The sequence below is a fragment of the Sorangium sp. So ce836 genome (assembly GCF_028553905.1).
Lineage (GTDB): Bacteria > Myxococcota_A > Polyangia > Polyangiales > Polyangiaceae > Sorangium > Sorangium cellulosum_D.
Genome location: NZ_CP102233.1, coordinates 10442569 through 10467732 on the forward strand (window position 1 = coordinate 10442569; position 25164 = coordinate 10467732).

Annotated in this window: 20 protein-coding genes; 11 read left to right on the forward strand and 9 right to left on the reverse strand. The window is 73.0% G+C overall.

Annotated features, from left to right (window positions below):
• The first annotated feature begins 4 nt into the window (after positions 1-4).
• The 3 genes from NQZ70_RS38030 to NQZ70_RS38040 all read left to right on the forward strand — a co-directional run bounded on the left by NQZ70_RS38030 (position 5) and on the right by NQZ70_RS38040 (position 2797).
• Entirely contained in the window at positions 5-703 is a 699-nt protein-coding gene (locus NQZ70_RS38030; protein ID WP_129578600.1) for a hypothetical protein, read from the forward strand.
• Positions 700-1404, forward strand: a complete 705-nt coding sequence (locus tag NQZ70_RS38035; protein WP_237244400.1) for a TlpA disulfide reductase family protein — start codon at positions 700-702, stop codon at positions 1402-1404. The genes NQZ70_RS38030 and NQZ70_RS38035 overlap by 4 nt, the downstream gene beginning before the upstream one ends.
• A gap of 91 nt (positions 1405-1495) precedes the next feature.
• The gene (locus NQZ70_RS38040; protein ID WP_129578602.1) at positions 1496-2797 is read left to right on the forward strand and encodes a MopE-related protein; all 1302 of its coding nucleotides are present in this window, start codon (positions 1496-1498) and stop codon (positions 2795-2797) included.
• On the opposite strand, the gene NQZ70_RS38045 is transcribed toward NQZ70_RS38040, so the two are convergent.
• Complete coding sequence (locus NQZ70_RS38045; RefSeq protein ID WP_129578603.1) at positions 2762-3289, reverse strand: methylated-DNA--[protein]-cysteine S-methyltransferase; 528 nt, start codon at positions 3287-3289, stop codon at positions 2762-2764. The two genes, NQZ70_RS38040 and NQZ70_RS38045, sit on opposite strands and share 36 nt — an antisense overlap.
• Positions 3270-4784, reverse strand: a complete 1515-nt coding sequence (locus tag NQZ70_RS38050) for an AlkA N-terminal domain-containing protein (RefSeq protein ID WP_129578604.1) — start codon at positions 4782-4784, stop codon at positions 3270-3272. Before NQZ70_RS38050 ends, NQZ70_RS38045 begins: the two co-directional genes overlap by 20 nt.
• 120 nt (positions 4785-4904) lie before the next feature.
• Here NQZ70_RS38050 and NQZ70_RS38055 point away from each other — a divergent pair, with 120 nt between their 5' ends.
• On the forward strand, positions 4905-5951 hold the full coding sequence (locus NQZ70_RS38055; RefSeq protein ID WP_129578605.1) for a Glu/Leu/Phe/Val dehydrogenase dimerization domain-containing protein: 1047 nt from the start codon (positions 4905-4907) through the stop codon (positions 5949-5951).
• Between the two features lie 166 nt (positions 5952-6117).
• On the opposite strand, the gene NQZ70_RS38060 is transcribed toward NQZ70_RS38055, so the two are convergent.
• Both NQZ70_RS38060 and NQZ70_RS38065 read right to left on the reverse strand, forming a co-directional pair.
• Positions 6118-7848 carry a carbon starvation protein A gene (locus tag NQZ70_RS38060; RefSeq protein ID WP_129578606.1) on the reverse strand — a complete coding sequence of 577 codons (1731 nt, stop codon included), beginning with the start codon at positions 7846-7848 and terminating at the stop codon, positions 6118-6120.
• 144 nt (positions 7849-7992) lie between these two features.
• Entirely contained in the window at positions 7993-8949 is a 957-nt protein-coding gene (locus NQZ70_RS38065; protein WP_129578607.1) for a zinc-dependent alcohol dehydrogenase family protein, read from the reverse strand.
• A 262-nt stretch (positions 8950-9211) separates the two neighbouring features.
• On the opposite strand from NQZ70_RS38065, the gene NQZ70_RS38070 reads away from it, so the two are divergent.
• A complete protein-coding gene (locus NQZ70_RS38070) occupies positions 9212-9433 on the forward strand; it encodes a hypothetical protein (protein ID WP_129578608.1) in 222 nt (73 codons plus the stop codon).
• A complete protein-coding gene (locus NQZ70_RS38075) occupies positions 9430-9999 on the forward strand; it encodes a manganese efflux pump MntP family protein (RefSeq protein WP_129578609.1) in 570 nt (189 codons plus the stop codon). The genes NQZ70_RS38070 and NQZ70_RS38075 overlap by 4 nt, the downstream gene beginning before the upstream one ends.
• Positions 10000-10046: 47 nt before the next feature.
• Here NQZ70_RS38075 and NQZ70_RS38080 read toward each other — a convergent pair whose 3' ends face one another.
• On the reverse strand, positions 10047-10604 hold the full coding sequence (locus NQZ70_RS38080) for a DJ-1 family glyoxalase III (RefSeq protein WP_237244401.1): 558 nt from the start codon (positions 10602-10604) through the stop codon (positions 10047-10049).
• Between the two features lie 129 nt (positions 10605-10733).
• On the opposite strand from NQZ70_RS38080, the gene NQZ70_RS38085 reads away from it, so the two are divergent.
• Positions 10734-13277: a bifunctional serine/threonine-protein kinase/formylglycine-generating enzyme family protein gene (locus tag NQZ70_RS38085; RefSeq protein ID WP_129578611.1), complete on the forward strand. Its 2544-nt coding sequence runs from the start codon at positions 10734-10736 to the stop codon at positions 13275-13277.
• A gap of 43 nt (positions 13278-13320) precedes the next feature.
• On the opposite strand, the gene NQZ70_RS38090 is transcribed toward NQZ70_RS38085, so the two are convergent.
• Positions 13321-13746 (reverse strand): tetratricopeptide repeat protein, encoded by a 426-nt coding sequence (locus tag NQZ70_RS38090; protein WP_129578612.1) that lies wholly within the window; start codon positions 13744-13746, stop codon positions 13321-13323.
• Positions 13747-14279: 533 nt separating this feature from the next.
• Between NQZ70_RS38090 and NQZ70_RS38095 the strand changes: the two genes are divergently transcribed.
• Together NQZ70_RS38095 and NQZ70_RS38100 are read left to right on the forward strand one after the other, a co-directional pair.
• Positions 14280-18206: an RHS repeat-associated core domain-containing protein gene (locus NQZ70_RS38095; protein ID WP_272829150.1), complete on the forward strand. Its 3927-nt coding sequence runs from the start codon at positions 14280-14282 to the stop codon at positions 18204-18206.
• Positions 18191-19807, forward strand: coding sequence for a hypothetical protein (locus tag NQZ70_RS38100; RefSeq protein ID WP_129578614.1), 1617 nt, complete (start codon positions 18191-18193; stop codon positions 19805-19807). The genes NQZ70_RS38095 and NQZ70_RS38100 overlap by 16 nt, the downstream gene beginning before the upstream one ends.
• Positions 19808-19832: 25 nt before the next feature.
• Here the strand turns inward: NQZ70_RS38100 and NQZ70_RS38105 are convergent, their stop codons facing one another.
• Complete coding sequence (locus tag NQZ70_RS38105; RefSeq protein WP_129578615.1) at positions 19833-21101, reverse strand: MFS transporter; 1269 nt, start codon at positions 21099-21101, stop codon at positions 19833-19835.
• 537 nt (positions 21102-21638) lie between these two features.
• Between NQZ70_RS38105 and NQZ70_RS38110 the strand changes: the two genes are divergently transcribed.
• Positions 21639-22550 carry a hypothetical protein gene (locus NQZ70_RS38110; protein ID WP_129578616.1) on the forward strand — a complete coding sequence of 304 codons (912 nt, stop codon included), beginning with the start codon at positions 21639-21641 and terminating at the stop codon, positions 22548-22550.
• A 12-nt stretch (positions 22551-22562) separates the two neighbouring features.
• On the opposite strand, the gene NQZ70_RS38115 is transcribed toward NQZ70_RS38110, so the two are convergent.
• Positions 22563-23207: a YkgJ family cysteine cluster protein gene (locus NQZ70_RS38115; protein WP_129578617.1), complete on the reverse strand. Its 645-nt coding sequence runs from the start codon at positions 23205-23207 to the stop codon at positions 22563-22565.
• An 80-nt stretch (positions 23208-23287) separates the two neighbouring features.
• Between NQZ70_RS38115 and NQZ70_RS38120 the strand changes: the two genes are divergently transcribed.
• Entirely contained in the window at positions 23288-24052 is a 765-nt protein-coding gene (locus tag NQZ70_RS38120; protein ID WP_129578618.1) for a glutamine amidotransferase, read from the forward strand.
• Positions 24053-24076: 24 nt separating this feature from the next.
• On the opposite strand, the gene NQZ70_RS38125 is transcribed toward NQZ70_RS38120, so the two are convergent.
• Positions 24077-24874 carry a TetR/AcrR family transcriptional regulator gene (locus NQZ70_RS38125; protein WP_237244402.1) on the reverse strand — a complete coding sequence of 266 codons (798 nt, stop codon included), beginning with the start codon at positions 24872-24874 and terminating at the stop codon, positions 24077-24079.
• Positions 24875-25164 lie beyond the last annotated feature (290 nt).

Sequence of the window (25164 nt, forward strand, 5' to 3'; positions counted from 1 at the left end):
GGTCATGAGGGGCGCAGGGGTCATCGGGATCGTGGCCGGGTGCGCGCTGCTCGTCGCGTCGGGCGTGACGGTGCACGGAGAGGTGCAGGCCGCGTCGCAGCGCCTGAGGACGGGGGTGGCCGAGGCGGTGAGGCCGGCGGTGGCCATCGCCAACGACGCCGAGGCGCCCTACTGCACGCCGGCGTTCAAGACGGTGCTGCAGCGGGTGCTCAACGCGTGCGGCCTGGTCGGGGCCGAGGCGCGGCGCGGGTGCCAGCCGGCCGACGTGAAGACGCTCGCGTCGATCAGCGACGACGACTTCAACGCGCTCTTCACGCCGCTGAAGCAGCGCGGCGGGGTCGTGATGTTCGACGACGCGTCGGAGAAGCTCGACGACGGGGCGAAGAAGATGATCGAGGAGATGTGGCTCGATCGGCGCGGGGCGCGCTACTTCTTCATCGTCGCCCGGGCGTCGAAGACGGGGACGCCGGAGTTCAACCGGACGCTCTCGCACAAGCGCGCGAACAGCGTGCTCTTCGACATCTCCGACAAGTTCAAGGAGCAGGACCTGGACAAGAAGGTCGGGATGCTGTGGCTCGGGAACGAGTTCGCCCAGCTCGGCGCGGAATACTGCCAATGGAACGTCTCGCGCAAGGACAAGGCATGTACGGCAGAGGCCATCAACCGGAGCGCGTTCGTCTCCTGGGTGGACTGCCAGCTGTGAGCGCCGCGAGGAGGATCGGCGCGCTCGTCGCCCTCGCCGCGGCCGCGGGGCTCGCGGGCGGGTGCGAGGGGGACAAGGCGGATCTGCCGACGCCGCCGACGCCAGGCCAGGGGCGGAGCAACGCGGTGACGGCGCCGGGCGGCGCCGCGGCGACGAGCGCGAGGGCGCCCGCGAGCGCGGCGGCGCCGGCCGCGCAGGCGGCGCCGCGGCTCCTGTGCGCGGGGCAGTCGCCGCGGCCGGCGCCCTCGGCGGGGGGGCTCACGGCGGTCGCGGCCCAGGGGGAGGAGGCGCCGCCGGCGAGCATCGGGTTCGGCGTCGGCAAGTGGGTGTGGGTGAACTTCTGGGCGGCGTGGTGCAAGCCGTGCCTGGAGGAGATGCCGCGGCTGCTCGGGTGGCAACAGAAGCTGCGGGCGTCCGGCGTGCTCATCGATCTGGCGTTCATCTCGATCGACGACGACGAGCGGCAGCTGTCGCGGTTCCTGGAGGCGCAGCCGGGCAACGGGGTGCGCGCCTCGTACTGGCTGCCGGACGGGCCCCATCGGGCGGGGTGGCTGCGGGCGCTCGGCGTCAAGGAGGCGACCGAGCTGCCGATCCACGCGATCGCGTCGCCCAGCGGGCAGGTGACGTGCGTGATCCAGGGGGCGGTGGAGGACAGCGACTATCCGACGATCGCGGCGCTGCTCGGGGCGAAGAAGCAGTAGGTGGGGGCGCTCCTCGAGGCGCGCCGTCGCAAAGCGGCGCTCGGCTTGTGGGGAGGTCGCGGTCGAGCTCTATTCTCGAAGGCGCGCCCTCATGAAAACCTCCCTGCTAAAACGCCGTATCGCCTTTCTCTTTTGTCTGTCCTCGCTGGTCGCGTCGACGGCGCTCCTCCTCGCGAGCTGTAATCGTAGCGCCCCGCAGCAAGGGTCAGGCGATCCCTGCGAGAGCGCGCAGGACTGCGCGGACGGCATCCCCTGTACGGTCGATCGCTGCATCGGCGGTCGGTGCGAGTCGGAGGCGGACGACACCCGCTGTCCGGGCGGGCGCTGTGATCGGGTGAGGGGCGCCTGCGTCATCGACAAGGCGTGCGCGACGTCGGCCGACTGCGCGGACGCGGATCCGTGCACCCAGGCAGAGCGCTGCGACGAGTCGCTCCGGCAGTGCGTCTTCGAGGGGCTCGACGGCGATGGGGACGGCGCGCTGCCCGTGATCTGCGGCGGCGCGGACTGCGACGATGACAATCCGCGGAACGCCCCGGCGCTCGCCGAGCTGTGCGACGGCGCCGACAACAACTGCGACGGCGTGGCCGACGAGGGCAAGGACAGCGCCCTCTGCGGCGCCGACGATGCGCGCTGCGTGAGCGGGCGCTGCGAGTGTCCGGCCGGGAAGGGTTACTGTCCGCGCGAGTCCGCCTCGGGGTTTCACTGCATCGACGTTCAGTCCGATCCGGAGAACTGCGGCGCCTGCGGGGCGTCGTGCCCCGCGGACACGACCTGCGTGGGCGGGCAGTGCACGTGCGAGGACGGCCTCGCGCTGTGCGGGTCCACGTGCGTCGACCTCTCCCAGGACGAGCGCCACTGCGGCGCGTGCGGCGAGGCGTGCGACGAGATGGACTGCATCGATGGCGTCTGCACGGCGTGCGGCAGGGTCGGCGAGCGCTGCTGCGACGGCGTGAGCTGCCGGGACGATCTCAGCGAGTGCGGAGAGGGCGGCACGTGCGTCGTGAAGGCGTGCGCGGAGCCGATCGAGGCGCTGCCGGACACCCACCTCCCGCGGTGCTCGGCCGACACGGAGCCGTGCATCGATGCGTGCACGGTGAGCTCGTGCGTCGACGACTGCTTCGAAGCGGACACCACGGCTCCCCGCGAGTTCCGCGGTGCGCTGTTCGACTGCGAAGCCTGCGTCGACCATCAGGTCCAGGCCTGCACGTCGCGGATGTGCCAGCGGAGCCTGTCTGTGGCGTCTTGCTGCGTCGTGGAGCGCTGCCGCGGGGTCATCGACAAATTTTGCGAGGCCCAATGCGGCGAGGAGCTCGATGCGTTTTATAGCTGCTCCGACTCGACGGAGTGCGGCTTCTTCCTAGTGGCAGAGGAGCCGCGCTCCTGCTTCCCCTGACGCTCCCTCGTGCGCGAGCAGCCACCGCTTCCGCTCGAGTCCGCCCGCGTAGCCCGTGAGCTCGCCACGGGCGCCCACGACGCGGTGGCAGGGGATGATCAGGCAGACCGGGTTCCTGCCGTTCGCCAGGCCCACCGCGCGCGACGCCGACGGCTGGCCGAGGAGCGCCGCGACCTCGCCGTAGGAGCGCGTCGCGCCGGGGAGAATGCGCTGCACCTCCGCCCAGACGCGGCGCTGGAACGGCGTGCCGCCCGGCTCGACCGCCACGCCCGAGAGCGCGCCGAGATCGCCGCGCCAGTAGGCCCTCAGCCGGCCGGAGAGGCCGTGTGGATCCGCGGCGCTGCGCAGCGCGACCGCGCCGTAGCGCGCCTCGAGCGAGGCGCGGAGGCGAGGCGCGCGATCCGCGAACTCGAGCGCGTGGACCGCGCCGCCGCCGGCCGCGAGGAGCATGGCCCCGAGCGGCGACTCGACCTCATCCAGCAAGAGATCCATTCGAGTTCTCCCTCTCCGCGGGCCGCGCTCCCTGCGCGTCCGCCGTCCACAAGAGCATCGCCGCGTAGGCGCGCCACGGCCGCCACGCCTCCGCCATGGCCAGGAGATCCGCGCCGGAGACGCCGCCGGGCGCGCGCCGCAGGCCGAGATCCGTGGCCGGGAACGCGTCCGGCTCGCGCAGCGCCCGCATCGCGATGTAGTGCGCGGTCCACGCGCCGATGCCCGGCACCGCGCAGAGCGCGCGCACGGTCTCGTCCAGGCCGCGCGAGGCGTCGAGCGCGACCTCGCCGCGGGCCACGCGCGCCGCGAGCGCGGTGATCGTCGCCGCCCGCGCGCGCGGCACGCCGAGGTCCGTCAGATCGGCCGCCGCGAGCGCCTCGGGCGACGGAAAGACGAAGCGGAGCCCCTCGGCGCCCTCGGGCAGGCCGCCGCGCGCCGCGAGCGGCTCGCCGTGCCGCTCGACCAGGCGGCCCGCGAGCTGCGTCGCGGCGCGGACGCTCACCTGCTGGCCCAGGATCGCCCGCACCGCGAGCTCGAAGCCGTCCCACGCGCCCGGCACGCGCACGCCCGGCGTCGCCGCGACGAGGGGGGCGAGCCGCGGGTCGGCCCGGAGGTGCGCGGCGATCGCGTCGGGATCGGCGCCGAGATCGAACAGCCGCCGCAGGCGCTCCGCGCAGTGGATGAGCCCCTCGGTGCCGGGCAGCCGCAGCCGCGCGAGGAGGTGAGGCTCGCCGGGCGCCGGGCGCACCTCGACGACGCCGTGCCCGCCGGCCACGCGCACCGTGCGGCGGTACACGCCGGGGCCGGCCGACTCCACGCCGGGGATCGCGCGTGCCCCGAGGAAGCCCGCGAGCGCGCCCCAGTCGAGCGGCGGGCGGAACGGGAGGCGGAGCGCGATGTCCGGCGCGCCGCCCGCCGCCCCCCCGCCCCGCTTCGAGGCGGCCGTGCGCAGCTCGCGCGGCGTGCGGGCGTAGGTCGCGCGGATCGCGTCGTTGAAGCGGCGGACGCTCGAGAACCCCGACGAGAGCGCCACCTCGGTCATCGAGAGGGCGGTCTCGTCGAGGAGCTTCTTCGCGAAGAGCAGGCGCCGCGTCTGCGCCACGGCGAGCGGGGGGGCGCCGACGTGCCGCAGGAAGAGCCGCCGGAGGTGGCGCTCGCCCACGCCGAGCCGCGCCGCGAGCGCCGGGGCGTCCGCGTCGTCCAGCGCGCCCTCGGCGATGAGCCGGAGCGCCCGCGAGACGAGCGCCGACGTGCCCAGCCACGCGGGCGTCCCGGGCGACGCCTCGGGGCGGCAGCGCAGGCACGGGCGGTAGCCGGCCTCCTGCGCGGCCGCCGCCGAGGGGAAGAAGACGCAGCGCTCCCGCTTCGGCGTCCGCGCCGGGCAGATCGGGCGGCAGTAGATGCCCGTCGACAGCACGCCCGTGAAGAAGCGGCCGTCGAAGCGACGGTCGCGGGTCTCGAGCGCGCGATAGCAAGCCTCCTCGTCGAGCCGCATGCGGAGCGTCGTAGCGCGGGCGCCGCCGCGCCACTGGCGCTTTTCGGACCTGGAGGGCGGGCGGCGCCCGCGGCGCCCGGCCGCCCCCGGCGCCCCGCGCGGTGGTACGCTCGGCGCGCCATGAAGAGCGTGTTCGACACCCTCGCCGCCATGGGCCACGAGCAGGTGCTGTTCTGCGCGGACGAGCCCGCGGGCTACCGCGCGATCATCGCGATCCACAGCACCGCGCTGGGCCCGGCGCTCGGCGGCACCCGGCTCCTCGCCTACGCGAGCGACGAGGAGGCCCTGGTGGACGCGCTGCGCCTGTCGCGCGGCATGACCACCAAAAACGCCCTCGCCGGGATGGACGTCGGCGGCGGCAAGGCGGTCATCCTCCGCGGCGCGGGGCCGCTCGACCGGGAGCGGCTCTTCCGCGCGCACGGGCGCTTCATCGAGCGCCTCGGCGGCAGGTTCATCACCGGCGAGGACGTGGGCACCACCCCCGCGGACATGGAGCTCATCCGGCGCGAGACGCGCCACGTCAAGGGCCTCGCCGGCGAGGGGGGCGACCCGTCCCCGTGGACCGCGCGCGGCGTGCTCCGCGCGATCCAGGCCGCGGCCCGCCACCGCTGGGGCAGCGACGACCTCGCGGGCCGGACCGTCGCGCTCCAGGGCTGCGGCAGCGTCGGCGGCCGGCTCGCGGCGGAGCTGCGCCGGGCCGGCGCGCGGCTCCTCGTCGCGGACGTCGCGCCGGATCGCGCCCGCCACGTCGCCGCCGAGCTCGGGGCCACGGTCGTGCCGCCGGACGCGATCGCCTCGGCCCAGGCCGACATCTTCGCCCCCTGCGCGCTCGGCGGCGTCCTCGACGACCGCGCCGTGCGGGAGCTCAGGGCGGAGATCGTCGCCGGCGCCGCCAACAACCAGCTCCTCGAGCCGCGCCACGGCGAGGCGCTCGCGGCGCGCGGCGTCCTCTACGTGCCCGACGTCGTGGCCAACGCGGGCGGCGTGCTGAGCGGCGGCGCGGATCTCTTCGGCTGGTCCCGCGCCGAGGTCGAGCGGCGCGTCCACGCGATCCACGACACGGTCCTCCGCGTGCTCGAGATGGCGGCGGCCGACGGCGCGCCGCCGGCCGTCGCCGCCGAGCGGCTGGCCGAGCAGCGCCTGCGGGCGCGCGCCGCGACCGGGTGATCGCCAGAGCGGTTCCCCCCCACCCCTCGTACGCGCGTCGCAGAGCGGCGGTCACCCGCACAGGAGACGGGTCCAGATCGGCGTTTTCGGCGCGGAAGCGCACTCCGGTGCGCTGAGCACCGAAAACGTCGAGATGGGCCCGTATCCGAAGCGGGTGACCGCCGCTCTAGCCGGGCGCCGGCTCGGCGGCCGGGCCGTTCTTCATCGCCTTCACCGCCTCGACCATCAGCGACAGCGCGAGCCCGATCAGCGCGAGCCCCACGACGCCGTTCATCGTCGTCGCGTTCAGCGCGAGCCCCTCGGCCTGCACGGCGGTGACCGCGGTCCGCACCTGCAGGACGAGGGCCCACACCGTGATCGCCATGACGAACACCATCGGGACCGCCGTGTACCAGATGCGCCGCTTCTCGCGGTGCAGCCAGACCGTGACCGCGAGGAGCGTCAGGGCCGCGAGCAGCTGGTTGCTCGTGCCGAACAGCGTCCAGAAGTCGAGGTACGCGGGCCGCACGCCGGGCGCGGGCGGGCGCGCGGTCATGATGAACAGCGTGGGCGGCGCCAGCGAGAGCGCGGTCGCCGCCGCGGACGCCGCCCTCCCCCTCCAGTTGAACAGCTCCTCGAGGATGTAGCGGCTGAGGCGAGTCGAGACGTCCAGCGTGTCGAACACGAAGGTGGAGAACGCCATCGCGCCGAACGTCGCGGCGAAGAGGAAGTGCTCCTTGCCGATGATCACGGTGAGGAACCTGCCGATCCCGTCGCCGTAGATCTTGCCCGGCCCGGGCAGCTTCGTCCCCTGGGCCACGATGACCAGCGTCGCGAGCGCGATCAGCGCGACGAACGCCTCGGCCAGCATCGCGCCGTAGCCCACCGAGTGGGTGTGCGTCTCCTTCGAGATCTGCTTCGACGTCGTCCCCGAGCAGACGAGCCCGTGGAAGCCGGAGCAGGCGCCGCAGGCGATGGTGACGAACAGGAACGGGAACAGCATGCCGGTCGCGCCGCCGGCGTTCCACGTGGTGAACGCGGGCTGCCGCAGCTCGAACTCCCCCGGGTACCGGAGGTTCCCGAAGAAGATCCCGATCACGCCGACCGCGAGCGCCACGTACAGGATGAACCCGCCCAGGTAGCCGCGCGGCTGGAGGAGCAGCCAGACCGGCAGGAGCGAGGCCACGAAGCAGTAGACGAGGATGATGAGGCCGAACGCGCGCTGCGGGTTGTCGACCGGCAGCACGAACGCGGTCGAGATCTTCGTGCCGAGCCAGACGACGCCGAGCGTCGCGGGGACGAAGATCAGCGTGGTGAGCCAGAGCGGCGGCTTGAGGTACCGCTCGACCACGCCCATGACGAGGGAGAGGCCGAGGTAGGCGGCGCTCGCCGCCGCGACGGCGCCGCCGGGGTTGAACTGGAACGCGCCGCCCTCGAACTCCTCGGTCTTGCCGACGAAGGTGCTCGCCGTGATGTCCGTGAAGGCGACGATCACGTAGGCGAGCGCGAGCCAGATGAAGATCATCATCGACAGCCAGGCGCGCCGGCCGATGTGCCGCTTCGCGATCTCGGCGACGCTCTCGGCCTCGTGGCGGACGCTCGCGATGAGCGCGGAGAAGTCGTGCACCGCGCCGATGAACACGACGCCGAGCGAGATCCAGAGCACGCACGGCAGCCACCCGAACGCCTGGCCGGCGAGGATCGGGCCGGCGATCGGCCCGGCGGCGGCGATGGCGCTGAAGTGCTGGCCGAAGAGGTAGAACGGCTTGGTGGGCACGTAGTCCTCGCCGTCGTTCACCTTGACCGCGGGCGTCACCGCGGCGTCGTCGAGCGCGTAGTTGCGCGCGACCAGCCTCCCGTAGAAGCGGTAGCCAAGGCACAGCACGACGACGACGGTCAGGGCGAGCAGCGGCAGCACGCGGCGCAGTATAAGGCCATCCGCGCGCGGTTGTGGTCCCGCAAACGCCCCGACCGAGGGGGCGACCCGGGGTGCCGGGCGGGCGGCTCGGTCGTCGGCGCGGGGGCGCGGGCGGCTCGGCGCGGGCGGCTCGGCGCGGGCGGCTCAGCCCTTGGCGATCGAGAGGATCAGCTTGCCGGCGCCGTGGCCCGAGTCGAGGCGCCGGTGCGCCTCGGCGACCTGCTCGAGCGGCAGGACGCCGGAGACGACGGGGAACGCGAGCCCCCGCTCGAAGAGCGGCGTCATCTCGCGGAGGCGCGCGGTCTCCCGGGTGAGGAAGATGCCGTGGAGCGTCTGGTTCTTCACGTAGAGCGCGGAGAGGTCGCCCTGCGGCGCGAGGACGCAGGCGAGCCGGCCGCCCGGGCGCGTCGCGCGCAGGCTCTTCGCGACGAGGTCTCCGCCCACGGTGTCGAAGACCGCGTCGACGCCGGCGCCGCCGGTCTCCTGCAGGGCGACCTCGGCCGGGTCCTCGGACGTGTAGTCGATGGGGCGATCGACGCCGAGCCCGCGCAGGGTCTCCTGGTTCGCCGCGCCCGCGGAGGCGAGCACGCGGGCGCCCGAGGCGCGGGCGAACTGCACGGCGAACGAGCCGACGCCGCCCGCCCCGCCGTGGACGAGCACCGTCTCGCCGGGCTTCACCGCGAGCCGGCGCACGATCGCCTCCCACGCGGTGCCGCCCGCGAGCGGGATGGCGGCCGCCTCGACGTGCGACATGCCGCGCGGCTTCCTGGCGACGATCGACGCGGGCGCCACGTTGTACTCGGCGTAGCTCCCCGACGGGTTGCCGAAGATCTCCGGCGTGTAGAAGACCTCGTCGCCGGGGTCGAAGCCGCGGACGCCCGGGCCGACCGCCTCGACGACCCCGGACACGTCGTAGCCGAGGACCACCGGCGGCGCGATCTGCGCCCAGCTCCCCGCGGCCCGGATCTTCGCGTCGACCGGGTTCGTGCCCGACGCGACGACGCGCACCAGGACCTCGCCCGGTCCGGGCGAGGGCCGCTCTACCTCACGCAGCTCGAACAGCTCGGGCCCGCCGAAGGCGGGGATGACCATCGCTCGCATCGCATTTTCCTCCCCGGCGCCGCCGCTGGCGCACACCTGAAGCGCCGGCTAGCCGCCATTCTAGTTCAACCGGCCGGCGGTCCGGCCAGCGAAGGGCATGGCCAGGCGCCGGAGGAGATCGGAGCTGGTGGAGGTGAGCGCTGGATTCTGGATTGGTCACGGCGGATAGCACACCTGAGCCGCCCTTCAGGGATCAGGAATCTGCATGAACCGCGCGGGCGCCCCGAGCTGAGCAAGCTCCTGCCCGCTTGTGGCACGTGGCATGGTCTCCTACGCTCTCCGGGTGCACACGATCGAGAACACGGAGAGGCGCTTTGCTCGCGCGCGACGCACCCGCGACCGGCTGGAGGCCGTGGAGCGGGCGCTCGATGGCGACCTCGGCTGTGCAGAGGCTCTCCAGACGGCGACCTTGGCGCGAGGTGCCCTCGACGAGCTCGTGCGCGGATCATCGAGGCTCATCTCCGGGTCGGCGGTGGCGTCGTGAGCTTCGGCGCGATTCTGCTGCTCGCCCTCGGCCTGGCCATGGATGCGACGGCGGTCTCGGCCGCGCGGGGGCTTGCGGTCCCCGTGATTCGCGCCCGGCACGTCGCGCTCGTCGCCGGTTTCTTCGGTGGGTTTCAGGCGCTCATGCCCTTGATCGGGTGGCTCCTCGGTGCGCGTGTCGGGCCCCTGGTACAGGCGTGGGATCACTGGATCGCCTTCGTGCTCCTCGGGGCCATCGGCGGCAAGATGCTGTGGGAGGCGCGGTCCAGCGCTGACGACGACGACGATGCGCCGAAGGACCTGTTCGCCTTGAAGGTCATGTTCGTTCTCGCCATCGCGACGAGCATCGATGCGCTCGCGATCGGCTTCACGCTTCCGATGTTGAACGCACCGCTCGCGCTCTCGCTGGCCACCATCGGGATCACGACGGCGGTCCTGAGCGCGATCGGCCTCTTCGCCGGGAGGCGCTTCGGAGCGATGCTCGGCAAGCGGCTCGACGTCGCGGGAGGCCTCGTGCTCATCGGCCTCGGCGTGAAGATCTTGATCGAGCACTTGCAGGCGGCATAGTCGCTGCCCCTGCCTTCGTCTTGGCCTCCTCGGCGGGCCGCGCGCGCTCAGGACGGCAGCATCATCGGCGCCCGCACCTTCGCCGCGACCTCCTGGCCGCGGAGGCGCTCGACGAGCGCCAGCGCGAACGCCATCGCGGTGCCCGGCCCCTGGCTGGTCACGAGCTGCCCGTCCTCGACCACCGGGCTCGCGACGATCGCGCCGTGCGCCGACACAACGTCGTTCACGGACGGGTGGCACGTCATCGTCCTGCCCTGGAAGAGCCCGTGCGCCGCGAGCGCGATCGGCGCCGCGCAGATCGCCGCGACGGTGCGGCCCGCGTGCGCCTGCGCGTGCAGGCGCTCCCCCACGGCCGGCGAGGAGGCCAGCCGGTCGGCCCCGCCCTTGCCGCCCGGGAGGATCACGGCGTCGAAGTCGCCCGCCACCGCCGAGAGATCCACGTCCGGCACGAGGCGCACGCCGCGGCTGCAGCGCACCGGCCCCGGCCCGTCGAGCCCGGCGAGGACGACCTCGACCTCGGCGCGCCGGAGGACATCGACGATGATGGTGGTTTCCATCTCCTCAGCTCCCTCGGCCAGGATCACGAGCGCGCGCGGTGCCTTCATGAGGACCGCCATGGCCCCGCGGGCCGCCGGATGCAAGCAGCACCAACGAACCGGAGCGGACGGCGCGGGCGGGCGCGCGCGGCGCTGAAGCCCCTTTGCCTGCGAGCGGCTCCGCGCTAGGAGCGGGGCATGACGGAGCCCTTCGACGATCCTTTCGGCCTCGCGGGCCAGACCATCGAGGGGAAGTACCGCGTCGCCGCCGTCATCGGCGACGGCGGGTTCGGCGTGGTCTACCGCGGGATCCACGAGGGCTTCGGCGAGCTCATCGCCATCAAGTGCCTGAAGCTGCCGACCTCGCTCGACGCGGAGCAGCGCGACGCCCTGCTCGAGACGCTGCGGGGCGAGGGGCGGATCCTGCACCGGCTGTCGCGGGCCACCTCGGGCATCGTGCAGGCGCTCGACGTCGGCGCGTTCACGACCCGGGCCGGCGTGTGGGTGCCCTACCTCGTGCTGGAGTGGCTGGAGGGCCAGACGCTCGGGCAGCACCTCCGGGACCGGCGCGACCGGGGCGAGGTCGGCATGTCGATCGCCGAGGCGATCCAGCTGCTCTCGCCGGCCGCGCGCGCGCTCGCCGTCGCGCACGCGCACAAGGTCGCGCACCGGGACGTGAAGCCGGCCAACCTGTTCCTCACGGACGTCGGCGGGGTGCGGACGCTGAAGGTGCTCGACTTCGGCATCGCCAAGGTGCTGGCCGATCACCCCACGTTCACCGAGGCGCTCGCGGCGACCCGGCAGGGGCCGAGCGCGTTCACGCCGCGCTACGGGGCGCCCGAGCAGTTCAACAAGGCCCGCGGCGCGACCGGCCCCTGGACCGACGTGTTCGCGCTCGCGCTCATCTTCGTCGAGCTCGTGAGCGGCAGGCGCGCGCTCGAGGGGGACGACCCCACGCAGCTCTACATCGCCTCGGCCGACCCGGCGGTGCGCCCGACGCTGCGCGCGCGCGGGCTGCCGGACGCGCCGGAGGCGGTCGAGCGCGTGCTCGACAAGGCGCTCTCCATCGAGCCGAAGCACCGCTTCACGAGCGCGGGCGAGTTCTGGGACGCGCTCTCGGCCGCGGCGCTCGGCGAGCGCGCCGGGTCGGGCCCGAGGCTCGACGTCCCCGGCGCGGAGCACGCGGGCGGCCTGTCGACGGCCGAGTACGCGGCCGCGCGCGGGCTCGGCGCGGCGGCCGGTCACGCCGGCCTGCCGGTCGAGCCGACGATGCTCGCCGACGCGCGCGCGCCCGCCCCGGCGCGGCCCGCCGTGGTCAAGGTGAGCCACGGCGCCGGCGGGCCGCCGACGGGCGGGGCGGCCGGCTTCACGGGCGGCGCGGCCGGCAGCGGCGGCGCGGCCGGCTTCACGGGCGGCGCGGCAGCCGTCTCCGGCGCGGCCTCCGCCGCCGGCGCGCTGGCGACGGGCGGCTCCCGGACCGCGCAGGTCGACGACTCCATGATCGAGACGGTCGCGCCCGCCGGATACCCCGGGGCTCGCCCGCCGCCCCCGCCGCCCGGCGCCGCCCCGCACCCGGCCGGCGGCCCGCCCCACGCCGCGCTGCCCGGCGCCGCCCCATACCCGGCCGGCGGCCCGCCCCATGCCGCGCCGCCCGTCGCCCCGCCGCAGCGCGGCCGCAGCCCCGTGCGCGCGGCGCTTCCCTGGTTCCTCGCGGCGCTCCTGCTCGGCGGCGCCGGCGCCGCGGCGTACTTCCTGGTGCTGGCGCCCGACGGCAAGAAGCCGGCGCGGGCTCCGGCCGCGCGCGCCCCCGCGAAGGCGTCGCCCACCGGGCGCGCCGTGGCGACGGCCCCCGCGGGCGCGGCGACGGCGGTCGCCACCGCCGCGCCGGCGGAGAGCGCCCCGACCGAGGCGTCGGCCGCCGCGCCCGCCGCGCCCACCGCGCCGCCGGCCGACATGGTCTACATCGGGCCGGTCACGACCACGATCGGCGCCGCGGGCGAGGCGCGCCAGGTGACGCTCACCCGCGGGTTCTACATCGATCGCAACGAGGTGACCGTCCGCGCCTACCGCGCCTGCATGCAGCAGCGCATGTGCTCCACCGCGGATCACGTCTCGCTGACGCCCGAGCTCCTGCCGGGCGTGCAGGCGCCGGCGGCGTCCGAGGACCAGCAGGAGGCCGAGCTGTGGTCGCGGCGCTGCAACGAGCCGCGCAACGCGACCGGGCACCCGATCAACTGCGTCGACTACTCCCAGGCCGAGAGCTACTGCCGCTTCCGGGGCCGCCGGCTGCCCACGGAGGCGGAGTGGGAGGTCGCGGCGCGCGGCGCTGCGGGGCGGGCCTACGTCTGGGGCGACGACGCGCCGACGTGCGAGCGCGCCTGCTACGACCGCAACGAGGGCTGCCTCGCGCGCGGCACCGAGGTCGCGACCTGCGCGTCGGGCGCGCACCCGAGCGATCGCACCCCGGAGGGCGTCTACGATCTCGCCGGCAACGTGTCCGAGTGGGTCTCGGACGGCCTCGTCTTCCCGCCGCCCGGCGGCGAGAACCCGCAGGGCGACCCGTCGTTCCCGCTGAAGGTGGTGCGCGGCGGGAGCTTCCTGGACGGCCCGGAGAAGCTCTCCGCCACGTACCGGACCGCCGCGGCGCCGGTGACCGCGCACGCCTGGATCGGCTTCCGCTGCGCCATGGATGCGCCGGCGCCGGAGGGCGCCCCGACCCAGGAGAGCGCCCCGGCGCCGTGAGCGCCCCGCGGCGCCGTGAGCGCACGGGGCGGAAGGGCGCGGGCTACTCGACCCGCCCGCGGGCGCGCTTCACGGCGTTCCTGACCATGTCGCCGTACGGCCCCGCGGGGAGCTCGTGGAGCAGCGCCGCCGCGCGCTCGTAGCAGGCGCGCGCCTCGGCCATGTCGCCGAGCACCTCGTGCGAGTGCCCCAGGTTGAGGAGGAGCGACGGATAGAAGCCGCGCGCCCGGTCGCCGCCCACGGCGTCGGTCCGGCGCAGGGCTTCCTGGTTCCACGCGAGCGTTTCCTTGTCGCTCCCCTGATGGCGGGCGACGTAGTGGGCGGCGATGCACGCCTCGTAATCGTCGGTGCGCGCGGCCCATGCTCGCTCGAACAGGACCCGGGCGTCCTCGTTCCGTCCCTCGGCTTCGGCCTGCATGCCCTCGGCGCAGAGCCGCACCACGGGGTTGTTCGGGTCGATGCCGTCCATGCTGCGAGTCTCGCGGTCCGGTGGGACTACCGCAAGCCAGTCCAGGCCGACGGCGTCACGACCGTGGAGCGCGCTGGGAGGACGGACTTGGACGATACGACTTGCGGTTCGGAGGGGGTCCCGACCCCGCGCCGGCGCTGTGCATTGCGGTTCGGACGTGGTCCGGACCCCGCGCAGGCGCTGTGCATTGCGGTCCGGAGGGGTCCGGACCCCCCTGCTGGCACAAAATCAGACGCTTTCCGGTGGCGAATGGCGCACAACCGCACAATCCAGAGCGTTTTTTGGCACAATCTTGCCTGAAATGACGCTCCGCGGAGCGTTCCGGGGGGGTCCGAACCCCGGTGTGTCGCAATGCATTGCGGTTGAGCCAGTGTCGGACCCCCCTCGATTGGCACAGGCCAAGGTCGTCTTGGCACACCTTCCTCGCCTGCGAGACGGCAACGTGCTGCGAATTGACGCCGCGCGTGGCCGCCGGCGACCCTCGTCCCATGGCGCGCACGGCTCCGGTTCCGAACATCCCGGCTATCCCTGGCATGAACCCCGGGACATGGATCCTGGGCGGCGGGGGCAGCGGAGGAGGCGGCGGGGGGCGCGGAGGCCGCGGCGGCGGGGGCGGGCAAGGCGCCGACGGCAAGGGCGGCGGCCAGGGAGCACGAGGTGGCGGCAAGAACGCCGGCTCCTGCGGCCCGGGGAGCGGTGGAGGCTGCCCGAACCCGTCCCATGGGCGCGGCGGAGGCACATCGGCGGGAGATCCGGTCGATCCCGTGACGGGGCGGGTCTACACCGCGAAAGTCATCGATCTCGCGCTGCCGGGTCCGATTCCGCTGGTCATCGAGCGGAGCTACTCGTCGGAGACATGTGACGTCGATCTGGGCCTCGGCTTCGGCTGGAGTCATTCGCTGGCCTGGCGCATCGAGGAGCGGAGGAGGACGCTGCGGGTGCTGGAGCCGAACGCCGCGCCGACGACGGCGGACGTGCCCGAGCCGGAACACCCCGTCGCGCTGCCCTGCGGCCGGCTGACGCGCCACGCGGCCGGCTACACGCTGGAGGCGGAAGGGCTCTTGTACGTGCTCGGCGAGCGACGGGAGGGATGCTGGCTCTTGTCGCGTATCGTCGATCGGTACGAAAACGAGGTTCGCCTGACGTACGAGGGGAATCGCCTGTCGCAGGTGATCGACAGCGCAGGGCGGATCGTGCGCGTCCGCCGACACCCGGACGGCAGGATCGCCGCTTTCGAGGTGAAGAACGCGTCGGCGCAGGGGCGATGGACGTCGTTTCGCACGTACCGGTACGGGGAGCGGGGCGATCTCGCGGCCGCGATCGACGCGTCAGGACACGAGCATCGGTACGAGTACGATGAAGAGCACCGGCTGACGAGGCGTCGCGAGCCCGGGGGGCTCGTGGCGCACTTTCGCTACGACGACCGGGGCCGCTGCGTCGAGGCGTGGTGCGAGCGTCCGGGCAACGACGCGCTCGACCGCGAGGTGCCTGACACCCTGGACGACGGCGAGACGAAGGCGAAGGGGTTCTGCCACGTCAAGATCGAGGACCGTGGCGTCTTCGTCGAGGTGATCACCTCGCGCTCGCAGCGGCGCGTCGAGGGCAACCGCCTGGACAAGGCAGACAAGGTGATCTGGCACGGGAACGTGCATTCGTACCGGTTCGACGCCGCGGGCAACGTGCTCGAGTACCAGGATGCGCTCAGCCACACGTGGCGCTGCGAGCGCGATGAGGTCGGGCGGCTATGCGCCGTGGTGGATCCGATGGGCGCGAGGACGGAGTACGTCTACGACCAGCAGGGCGCCATCGCCGAGATGCGGGACGCGCTCGGGGGATTCGCGCGTTACGAGCGGAACGCGCAAGGGGATGTCACTGCGGTGTTCGACGAGCTCGGGCCCGTGGTGGCGTTTCGCTATGACGAGCGGGGCTTGCTCATCGAGGCGGTCCTCCCGAACGGCGGCGTGACCCGGATGGAGTACGACGCGCTCGGCAACCGCGTGGCGGTGGTCGAGCCGGACGGGTCGGCGCGGCGGATTCGATACGACTTCTTGGGACGGGTGACGAGCTTCGTGGACGAGCGGGGGTTCGAGACGTCCTATGTTTACGACGCATGCGACAGGCTCGTGTCCGTGCGGCGGCCGAGCGGAGCGACGGACGGTTACGGGTATGATGCCGATGGCCGCCTGTCGCGGATCGTCGACGCGGACGGGCGTGCGACCACGCTGCGCTGGGGCGGGATCGGTGTCGTGACGGAGGTGGTCCGCCCGGACGGCAGCTCCGTGCGGTACTTCCACGATCGCGAGCAGGATCTCGTTCGGGTGGTGAACGAGGTCGGCGAGGAGCACCGGTATGTGCGCCGGGGCGAGGGGCGCATCGTCGAGGAGCACACGTTCGACGGGCGCCGGATCGCGTACCGGCACGACGGGATGGGCCGGATCGTCGAGATCCGGGACGGCGCGGGGCGCGTCGAGCTGGCGTATGATCCGTGCGGAAGGCTCGTGGAGCGCAGCTTCTCGGACGGGCGGAGGGACGAGATCTCCTACGATCTGCTCGGCCGGATGGAACGCATCACGAGCGGAGACGTCACCTGCGAGTACGCGCGCGACGCGCGCGGACGGGTGGTGCGCGAGACGGTCACGCGGGGTAGCCAGCGGACGGCGACGGAGACGGCGTACGACACGCTCGGCAAGGCGGTGCGGACGTCGGGGCCGTTCGGGGCCATGCACATCGCGCGGGACGTGATGGGCCGGCCGGTCGAGGTGTCGTTCGGCGACTGCGGGGCAGTGCGGCTGGGCTACGATCCGGCGGGCAACCTGGTGGAGCGGGCCCTGCCCGCAGGCGGGCGCATCGCCGAGGCAGTGACGCCGGATGGCCTGCTGGCCTGGGTGAAGGTGATGAGCCCCAAGGCGGGGCCGGCCGTGCGGCCAGGCGAGCCCGCGTGGGTGGGGCCGAGGCCGCTCGGGGTGACGTTCGCGCGCGGCTATGGCTGGTCGCCGGCGGGCTTGCTCGGGGCCGTGGGCGAGAGCGTGGGGGGGAGCTCGCTGGAGCTCCCGCGCGATGGGAACGGGATGATCCTGGCGCGCCAGCGAGCCGCGGGAGCGCGGCGGGAGGTGCTCGAGGGGTTCCGCCACGGGCCGAGCGGGGAGCTCCACGACAGCGGGGCGCAGCGAAGGTATGGGCCGGGCGGGCGGCTCCTTTCGCGAGGAGGGGTGACGTTCGCGTACGACGACGGTGGGCGCGTGACGAGCAAGACCGCTGGCGACGGGCGCTCGTGGCGCTTCGATTGGGGCGACGGCGACCTGCTCCAGGCGGTGTGGCTGCCGGACGATCGGGTGGTCCGCTTCGTGTACGACCCGTTCGCGCGGCGGCTCGAGAAGCGCGTGGAGAAGGATCGGGTGGTCGAGAGCATCACGCGCTATGCCTGGAGCGGGGATGCGCTGGTGCACGAGATCCGCGAGCGCGCGGCGACGAGCGGCGAGCCGGTCGTGGAAGAGCGGGCATACGCCGTGCTGCCGGAGGCGCAGCTGCCGCTCGCCGATCGCGTGCGGCGGGGCGAGCACGCCGAGGTCCGGTACTACGTCGAGGCGCCGAACGGGATGCCGGAGGCGCTGTTGACGGGGGATGGAGAGCTCGTCGGCACGGTGGAGGCGTCGCTGTTCGGGCGCGTCGAGGGCGAGCAGGCCGGGCTGACGCCGCTCAGGTTCCCGGGGCAGTACGCGGACGAGGAGACGGGGCTCTACTACAACAGGTACCGGTACTACGACCCGGAGACGGGGCAGTACCTGAGCCCGGAGCCGATCCGGCTGGAGGGGAGCCTGCGGGAGTACGTATATGCCGAAGGGAGCCCCACAGACCTCATCGATTTGGATGCCTTGAACCCCGACGCGATCCCCATGCAGGGGACGGTTACCGGGGTCACCAGCGACGGGAAGCAGATCACCGGGATGGGCACGTCCGGCTATGACCCGGATTGGAAGAGCAACCTACACGAAGCCGTAAAAGACGCTCTACCGAAGTCTTCCGCGGTCCCGAAGCAAGGAAAGTTCGACCGGAACCCGGCCCTTTGCGCCGAGCCGAAAGCCATGAGTGACTATTTGAAGCAGTGGGAGCAGACTACTGGAAAGCGCATCGACACGAAGACCGAAGAGGGTAGGAAGAACCTCCAGCAAGCGCTCAAGGACACAAAGAATATAGAGGCGAAGTGGGACGGCGACGGACAGATCAAGCAGGCATGCCCTAACTGTTCACAGACGCTTCCGCGGCTCTGGAAACTGGCAGGGCTCGACCCCAACGATCCCGAACATGGCCTGACCAAGAAAATGCCGGCCGGGGGCACCTCAGCCGTCTCTCCTCCCGAGTGGGGGAAGCCCTTCAGGGAGGATTACAGAGATCCATCGAAGCATCCAACCGACGCTCTAGGGAAGTGGCACTACCACGAGGGCAGATGGCAAACGCTCTGACGACCCGCTGGTCCGACCGCGCGCTCGACGCACTGCGCGCCGCTCCCGTGGTCCCGCGCACGCCGCTGGCGGACCTGTCACCCACGCGTGAGCTCGACGACGAGCTCTACGAGCTGACGGGTCGGCGAGGCATGCCCGTCGTCGATGGCACCACGCTGGGATATCCGGCCACGATCGACGCTCCGACGGACGAGTGCCAGCGCGGCTATTGCCTCTGGGGCATAGGACATACAAGGATCCGCTTGAACGAACGACCTGACGGCGTATGGGGGACAGCGGATCTGGGCTCGACCATGTCGTGGCGGGCCTGTGTCGAGCTGCTCGTGCTACGGCAGCAGTATCGTTCGTGGATCCCGGTGCTCGTGTGCAAGGACGTGCGCCCGACGCTCCCGAGACGCTGGGGCCGAGATCTCGCGCTGGCGCTCGGTCTGGGCGCGAGCGACGCCGTGAACAACGCTTTTGGCGACGATGAGATCCTGTGCTGGGATTCTCATTTCCTCGCGCGCTCCGTCGATGGAGCCGCACGGGTCCTGGAGCGATGCAGCTCGCTGGGCTTCTGCGCGAGCATGCCGGCACCGGATGCGCAGCTCACCTTCGTCAGCGATATAGAGCAACAGTCCATCCAGGGGCGATTCGAGCACCCGCATCACGGCACCGGTGACGACGAGGTGGTCGTCTCGATCGCTGGGCGGGATCTGATCCGACAGCAGCGAATGTTTCGCGGTCACGTGATGGAGACGGTCCAAGCAACGCCGACGCGCCTCGAGCGGATTCGCCGTCATCCGCCGGCGCTCGGCAGTGTCCGCCTGCGGGAATACTTCCATCGCCATGCGATAGCCCTCCCCGCTGCGCCGCCTCCCGCGTCGATGGCCGGCGCTCCGGCGGAGCTGCTCCTCCTCGGGCGGACGCTGCTCCTGCGACCTGGCGAGGGAAACATGTGGCTGGGGCTATGGCGCATCGAGGACCTCCCTGATGCTGCGCGGAGAGCAGCGCCGACAGCCGTCGCGGTCGCCCGTGGCGCCCCGAAGCTCTCCCGAGGCGAGTGGCCCTTCTACCGGTGGGGAGATCTCGACATGATCTGCATCGGAGGGGGACCGGAGTTCGAGTCGTACCTGTGCGATGCGACCGGGGCGATGTGGTCCTGCGATGCGGCCTATGGGCATTTCGAGTTCGTGGGTGGGGGCGTGGTCTCGTGGCTGGAGCGGCTCGCGTTCAACGCCGATCTGGACGCGATGGGGCATGCCAGCGCGCTCCTGACGATCCCGCTCAAGGCGTGGGGCGAGCTCCCCGAGCACTTGAATGTGCCCTTCGTCCGCGAGTGCAGCGACGCGCGGTCGAGGTTGTATGTCTCCGCAGCGTACGCCATCTGGGAGTCGAGTCCGACACGCGGCATTCCTGTCGTCGATGTCCGGGCTCGAGGCTCCCGCGAGCTGATCCCCATCGTGACATGGGCACGAGAACGCTGGGGCACGATGAAAGTCGCCGTCTCCGGCGACGACGGGACCACCGAGGAGCTCGCCGACGCGATCGAGGCCGAGGGCATCCGGATCCTCGACGGAGAGACAGGCGGATGGACGACGGCGAGCTTCTGGGATGGTTGAAAACCGTCTCCTCCCTCGCCGCACCTCACGTCTCCACGCGCTCTCCCGCCAGGCTCCCCGCGCCCTGCGCCGCCTTCGCCGGACCGCCCGCGGCCCCGGCGAGCAGCACGATGGCGATCGCCCCGACAACGATGAGCGACAGCGCGAACGGCAGGCTCGTGGCCGCGGCGATGTGGCCGACCACGGGCGGACCGCCGAGGAACGCCAGGTAGCCGAACGTCGCGACGGCCGCGATCGAGGTGCCCGTGGGGCCGGAGCGCGCGGCCGCGCTGAAGACCGTGGGGATGACGCACGAGAGCCCGAGCCCCACGCACGCGAACCCGAACAGGCCGGCGATCGGACGGCCGATCAGCAGCGCCGCGGCGAGCCCCACCGTCACCAGGACGGCCCCGCCGCGCACCACCGCGACCGGGCCCAGCCTGCTGCTCACCCCGTCGCCGAGGAAGCGGCCCGCCGCCATCGCCACCGAGAAGGCCGCGAACCCCGTCGCCGCGAAGGCCGAAGTCGTGCCGAGCGTCTCCCGGAGGTACACCGCGCTCCAGTCGGCCATCGCGCCCTCGCCGAACATGCACAGGAACGCGATCGCGCAGAGCGGCCACATCGCGCGGGGCGGCAGCGCGAACGGGTTCCTCGGCGGCTCCGGCGCGGGGACGCCGGGCCGCACCCAGGGCGAGAGCAGCCCGACGAGGAGCAGCACCGCCACCGCCGCGAGGGAGAGGTGCGCGGCGGGCGCCACCCCGGCGTGCGCCAGCGCCCCGCCGGCCGCCGCGCCCGCGAGCCCCCCGACGCTGTACAGCGCGTGGAACGACGACATGATCGGCCGCCCCCACGCCTCCTCCACCTCGGCGGCGTTCGCGTTCATCGACACGTCCATCACGCCGTTCGACACGCCGAAGAACGTGAGCACGAGGAACAGCTCGGCCGGCGTCCGCGCGAGCCCCGGCCCGAACAGGCTGATCGCGAACGCCGCGCCGGCGGACACCGCCACGACCCGGCTCCCCAGGTGCGCGACGAGCCACCCCGCGAGCGGCATCCCCACGAACGCGCCGAGCGCCGGCGCGAGCAGCACGTTGCCGAGCGTCGCCTCGCTCAGCGCGAGCGCGCGCTTGAAGTCGGGGATGCGTGTCACCCAGGTGCCGATACAGAAGCCGTTGGCGAGGAAGATCAGGAGCCCGGCGGCGCGCTGCGCCCGGACCCGCGCGGCGGCGGTCCGCCCCCTCGCCCCCTCGACAACCTCGTGCCCGCCCCCCGCCTCCTCCGGCCCTCGCGCGAGCTCACCCTCGGTCTTCTGCATCGTCTGGCGCCTCTCGACGCCTACGTATCAGAGAGCGTGCCCCCTCGCCGCCCCGCGCGCGCATCGCGCCTCCCGCGCGCGATCCTCCCACCACGTGGGACGCGGAGCGCACGGGGACGTCGCGAACCGAGAGCACCCGCCCTCGAAGGGCGGCGACCCGCGGCTTTCATCGCGCGATCGCGCGATCGCGTGATCGCGCGATCGCGCGCGCGAGCCCGCGACAAATCGCCCCATGTGGCCAGCTGCACCATCCAGCGCCGGCTCCCGGGGTCGTCGGGCGGACGCGCGGCGGCCGAGCCTGCCCGGATGCTCGCGGCCCCTGCGAGCTCGCCCTCGCGGCCTGGACGTTGCAGTGCCCGACATCGGCAGAAGCGCCGTGCCTCAGGGCAGCTTCTGGGTCTCGCACACCCCGCAGCGCCCGGGCGGATCGAGGTGAGCCACGAGCGATCGTCCGCTGGTCGAGGCGCCTCGCCGCGATCTCATGAGACCCCCGTCGGCTCGAGGCATTCGGCCCCAGGAGCGCCCCAGGAGCGATCGATGTCACGCACGCATGACCTGCTCATCCTTGTCGCGGCAATCGCCGTGGGTGTCGCGCAGACCGGCTGCCTCGCGGAGGCGCTCGAGAGCGAGCCCGCCGAGGGGCAGCTCGGGTCGACGGGAGAGGCGCTCACCTCGATGAACCGCCTGTCGATGAACCGCCTGTCGATGAACCGCCTCTCGATGAACCGCCTCTCGATGAACGGCCTGTCCGCGGGCGGGCTGTCGCCGAGCGGCGCGGACCTCTCCTCCACGGAGCTCATCGAGACCCCCGAGGGCCGCGAGCTGCTCACCTACGTGATCCGGTGCGCCCTGCCCGAGGGCGAGAGCCTCAGCGGCGCGCACGGCGGCGTGACCTACACCTTCCCCGGCGCCGTCGGCGTCGCGCCGGACTGGCGCGACGAGCCGCTGGATCCCGCCGGCCAGCGCTGGGTGAGCGCGTGCCTGCTCGCCCACGTCAACGGCTACGGCGTCGAGGTGCCCATCTCGCTGCGCGGCGAGCACGAGGCACTCGGGACCACCACGACCGAGCGGGCGCAGTTCAACGCGCAGGAGGCGGCGTTCTACGGCAACCTGTTCGGCAGCGGCCCGGATCACGGCATGTACGCGTGCGCGGGCGCCGCGGTCGAGGCGCAGTGCGGCGCGAACCCGAGCGCCGGTGTGCCCTCGCGGTCCTGCGGCGCGAGCGAGGATTGCGAGCTCTCCTTCGCCGGCCCCTGCCGCGACCTGGCGCACCCCGAGCTGCAGACCTGCGAGAACGCCTCGGCGGATTTCGTCGAGGGCTGCTTCGCCGAGGCGAGCGGGCCGGACGGCTGGTCCGGCGGCCTGTTCAAGTACCCCGAGGTCGTCACGGTGTACCTCAAGAGGGACGACTTCAACGCGCTCTACCCCGGCTGCGCGCCGCTCCCGTGAGGGGCCGCGCGCCTAGCCCAGCGCCGCCCCGTCCCGGAGCCCGAGCGTCTCCTCGCGCGCCGACAGGCACGCCTCGCTCCCCACGACGAAGGCGCGGCAGTTGTCCGGCCTGATCTCGTAGATCGCGCAGCGCCTGTCCTCGCAGAGGTGCTGGCAGCGGCCGCTCGCGGCGAAGCGCAGCGTGATCTTCCCGTCCCGCGACCGCCGCACGTAGGCGCGCCCCGTGAGGTCGCCCCGCCCGGCCCCCCGCCACCGCGCGAGATCCACGTCGTCGAGCACCACGTTCGCGTCGTGGCAGCAGGCGCCGCAGGCCAGGCAGTCGAGCGCCACCTCGCGGATCGCCCCGGCGTGCACGCTGTCGCGCTCGCACCAGTCGAGCACCGAGCCCTCGTACTGCCGCTTCACCCGCGCCGTCGCGAGCCCCTGGGCCGGGCCCTCGGTCACCCGCCGGAAGCGCTGCTGCTCGATCGACAGGAGCGACCACAGCCCGAGCTCCGTGAGCTTGCCCTGCGCGTCGACCGAGAGGAGGAGATCGATCCGCTCGTCCGGCAGCACGACGGCCGCGTGCCCGCCGGCCCTCACGTGCGCCGCAGCGCGAGCCAGGAAACGCGGGCGAAACCGCCGCCACACGGGGCGCGACACGACATAGGCCGACATGCGGGCGCATCTTCGCGCCCCCGCCCCGCGCTGCCAAGCCCCCGCCCTTGCCGAGGCGGCCGCTCTGCTATCTTGACCGCGTGGGACAGGACGAAAAGGACAAGAAGATCGTCATCGTGAAGACCGGTGCGCCCGTGCCCCCGGTCCTCGAGCGGCGCGGCGAGTTCGCGGTCCTGATCGAGCAGACGATCGGCGCCGCCTGGCGGGGCGGCTACGCCGTCTTCGACGCCCGCGCGGGCGAGCTCCCCGCGCCCGACGCCCCGGGGATCGCCGCCTTCGTCATCACCGGCTCCTCGGCCAACGTCCCCCACCGCGAGCCCTGGATGCTCCGCTGCGAGGCGTGGCTGCGCGACGTCGTCCGCGCCGGCACCCCCACGTTCGGCATCTGCTTCGGCCACCAGATCCTCGCCCAGGCGCTCGGCGGCGAGGTCATCCGCAACCCGCGCGGCCGCGAGATCGGCCGGATCCGCGTCCAGCGCCGCGCCGACGACGTCCTCTTCGACGGCCTCCCGTCGAGCTTCGAGACCCACGCGACGCACGTCGACACGGTCGGCACGCTGCCCGAGGGCGCACGGAGCCTCGCGTTCACCGAGCTCGACGACCACCAGGTCATCCGCTTCACGAGCACCTGCTACGGCGTGCAGTTCCACCCCGAGATGGATCACGACGTCATCGCCGGCTACATCGCCTTTCGCCGCGAGGTCCTGCAGGCCGAGGGCCTCGACGTCCCGGCGCTCCTCGACCGCATCTCCCCGGATCAGCTCGGCACCCGGACCCTGCACAATTTCATCGTGCACATCGTCCTGCCGCGCCTCGGCCGTACGCCGTCCGCCGGACCTGCATAGTCACCGCCCTGACTGACGCGCCGGTCAGTTCCCTCGGGGCCTGGCGCGGCGGGCGCGCGGCGGGCTGGCCCGCTCCGCGCGCGCCGCCCGGGCGGGCGCGGCGTCCTCCAGCGCGGGCGCCTCGGGCTCGCCGTCGGTGCGCGGCGCCGGCGGGCCGGGCTTGGCGCGCAGCGCCGGCGGGCCGGGCTCAGCGCCCGGCGCCGGCGGGCCGGGCTCGGCGCGCAGCGCCGGCTGGCCGGGCGCCGGGTCCATCCGGAGGTAGCCGCGCCGCAGGAGATCGTAGAGCGCCGTGACGATCCGCTCGCGCGGGCGGGCCTGGTCCTCGAGGGCGTTCTCGAACAGCACCTCCTTCAGCGCGCCGATCGTGAACGTCGCGTAGAGCTCGGTGTCCCCCGGCTCGATGACGCCGAGCCGCTGCCCCTCGGCGAGGCTCCGCTCCAGGAGCAGCTTCACCTCCTGGCGGAAGGCGCGCAGCTCCTTGACGAACGCCGGATCGAGCCCCGCCGCGTGCGACAGGAGGATGCTCGTCAGCGCCGGATCGTCGAGCAGCACCGCCACGATCGCGCGGATGTTGTGCTTGACCTGCGCCTCCACGTCCGCCGACGGATCCACGCGCAGGATGGCGCCGCCGAGGCGCGAGAAGAGCCCGCGCACGAGCTCGCCGAACACCGAGCGCTTGTCGGGGAAGTACAGGTAAAACGTCCCCTTCGCGACCTTCGCGAGCGCGACGATGTCGTCGACCTTCGCCTCGTGATAGCCCTTCTCGGAAAACACGGCGCGCGCCGCCCGGAGGAGGGCTTGGCGGCGCTCGGACTTGTTCATGGGCCGGTCGCTTTACCACCACCGGCCCGTCACCTGGGGCGCGATGTCTCCGCCGCGGCGTCGCCCGGGCGTGCCGCCCGAAAAGCGCCGGAAAGATCGGCGGACGGTGGACGACGTACCGGACGCGCCCCGCCGAGCCCAGCGGCGAAACCTTGCGCCCCGGACGCAGATCCCCGGAAGCCGGCGATCGCCGCCGGCCAAGACGCACCGAATCATTTGATTTTCGGGTCATCCCGTTGTAGCCATCACGACTGACCAGCCAGTCAGTCGGGCGCTGGTGACCGGCGACG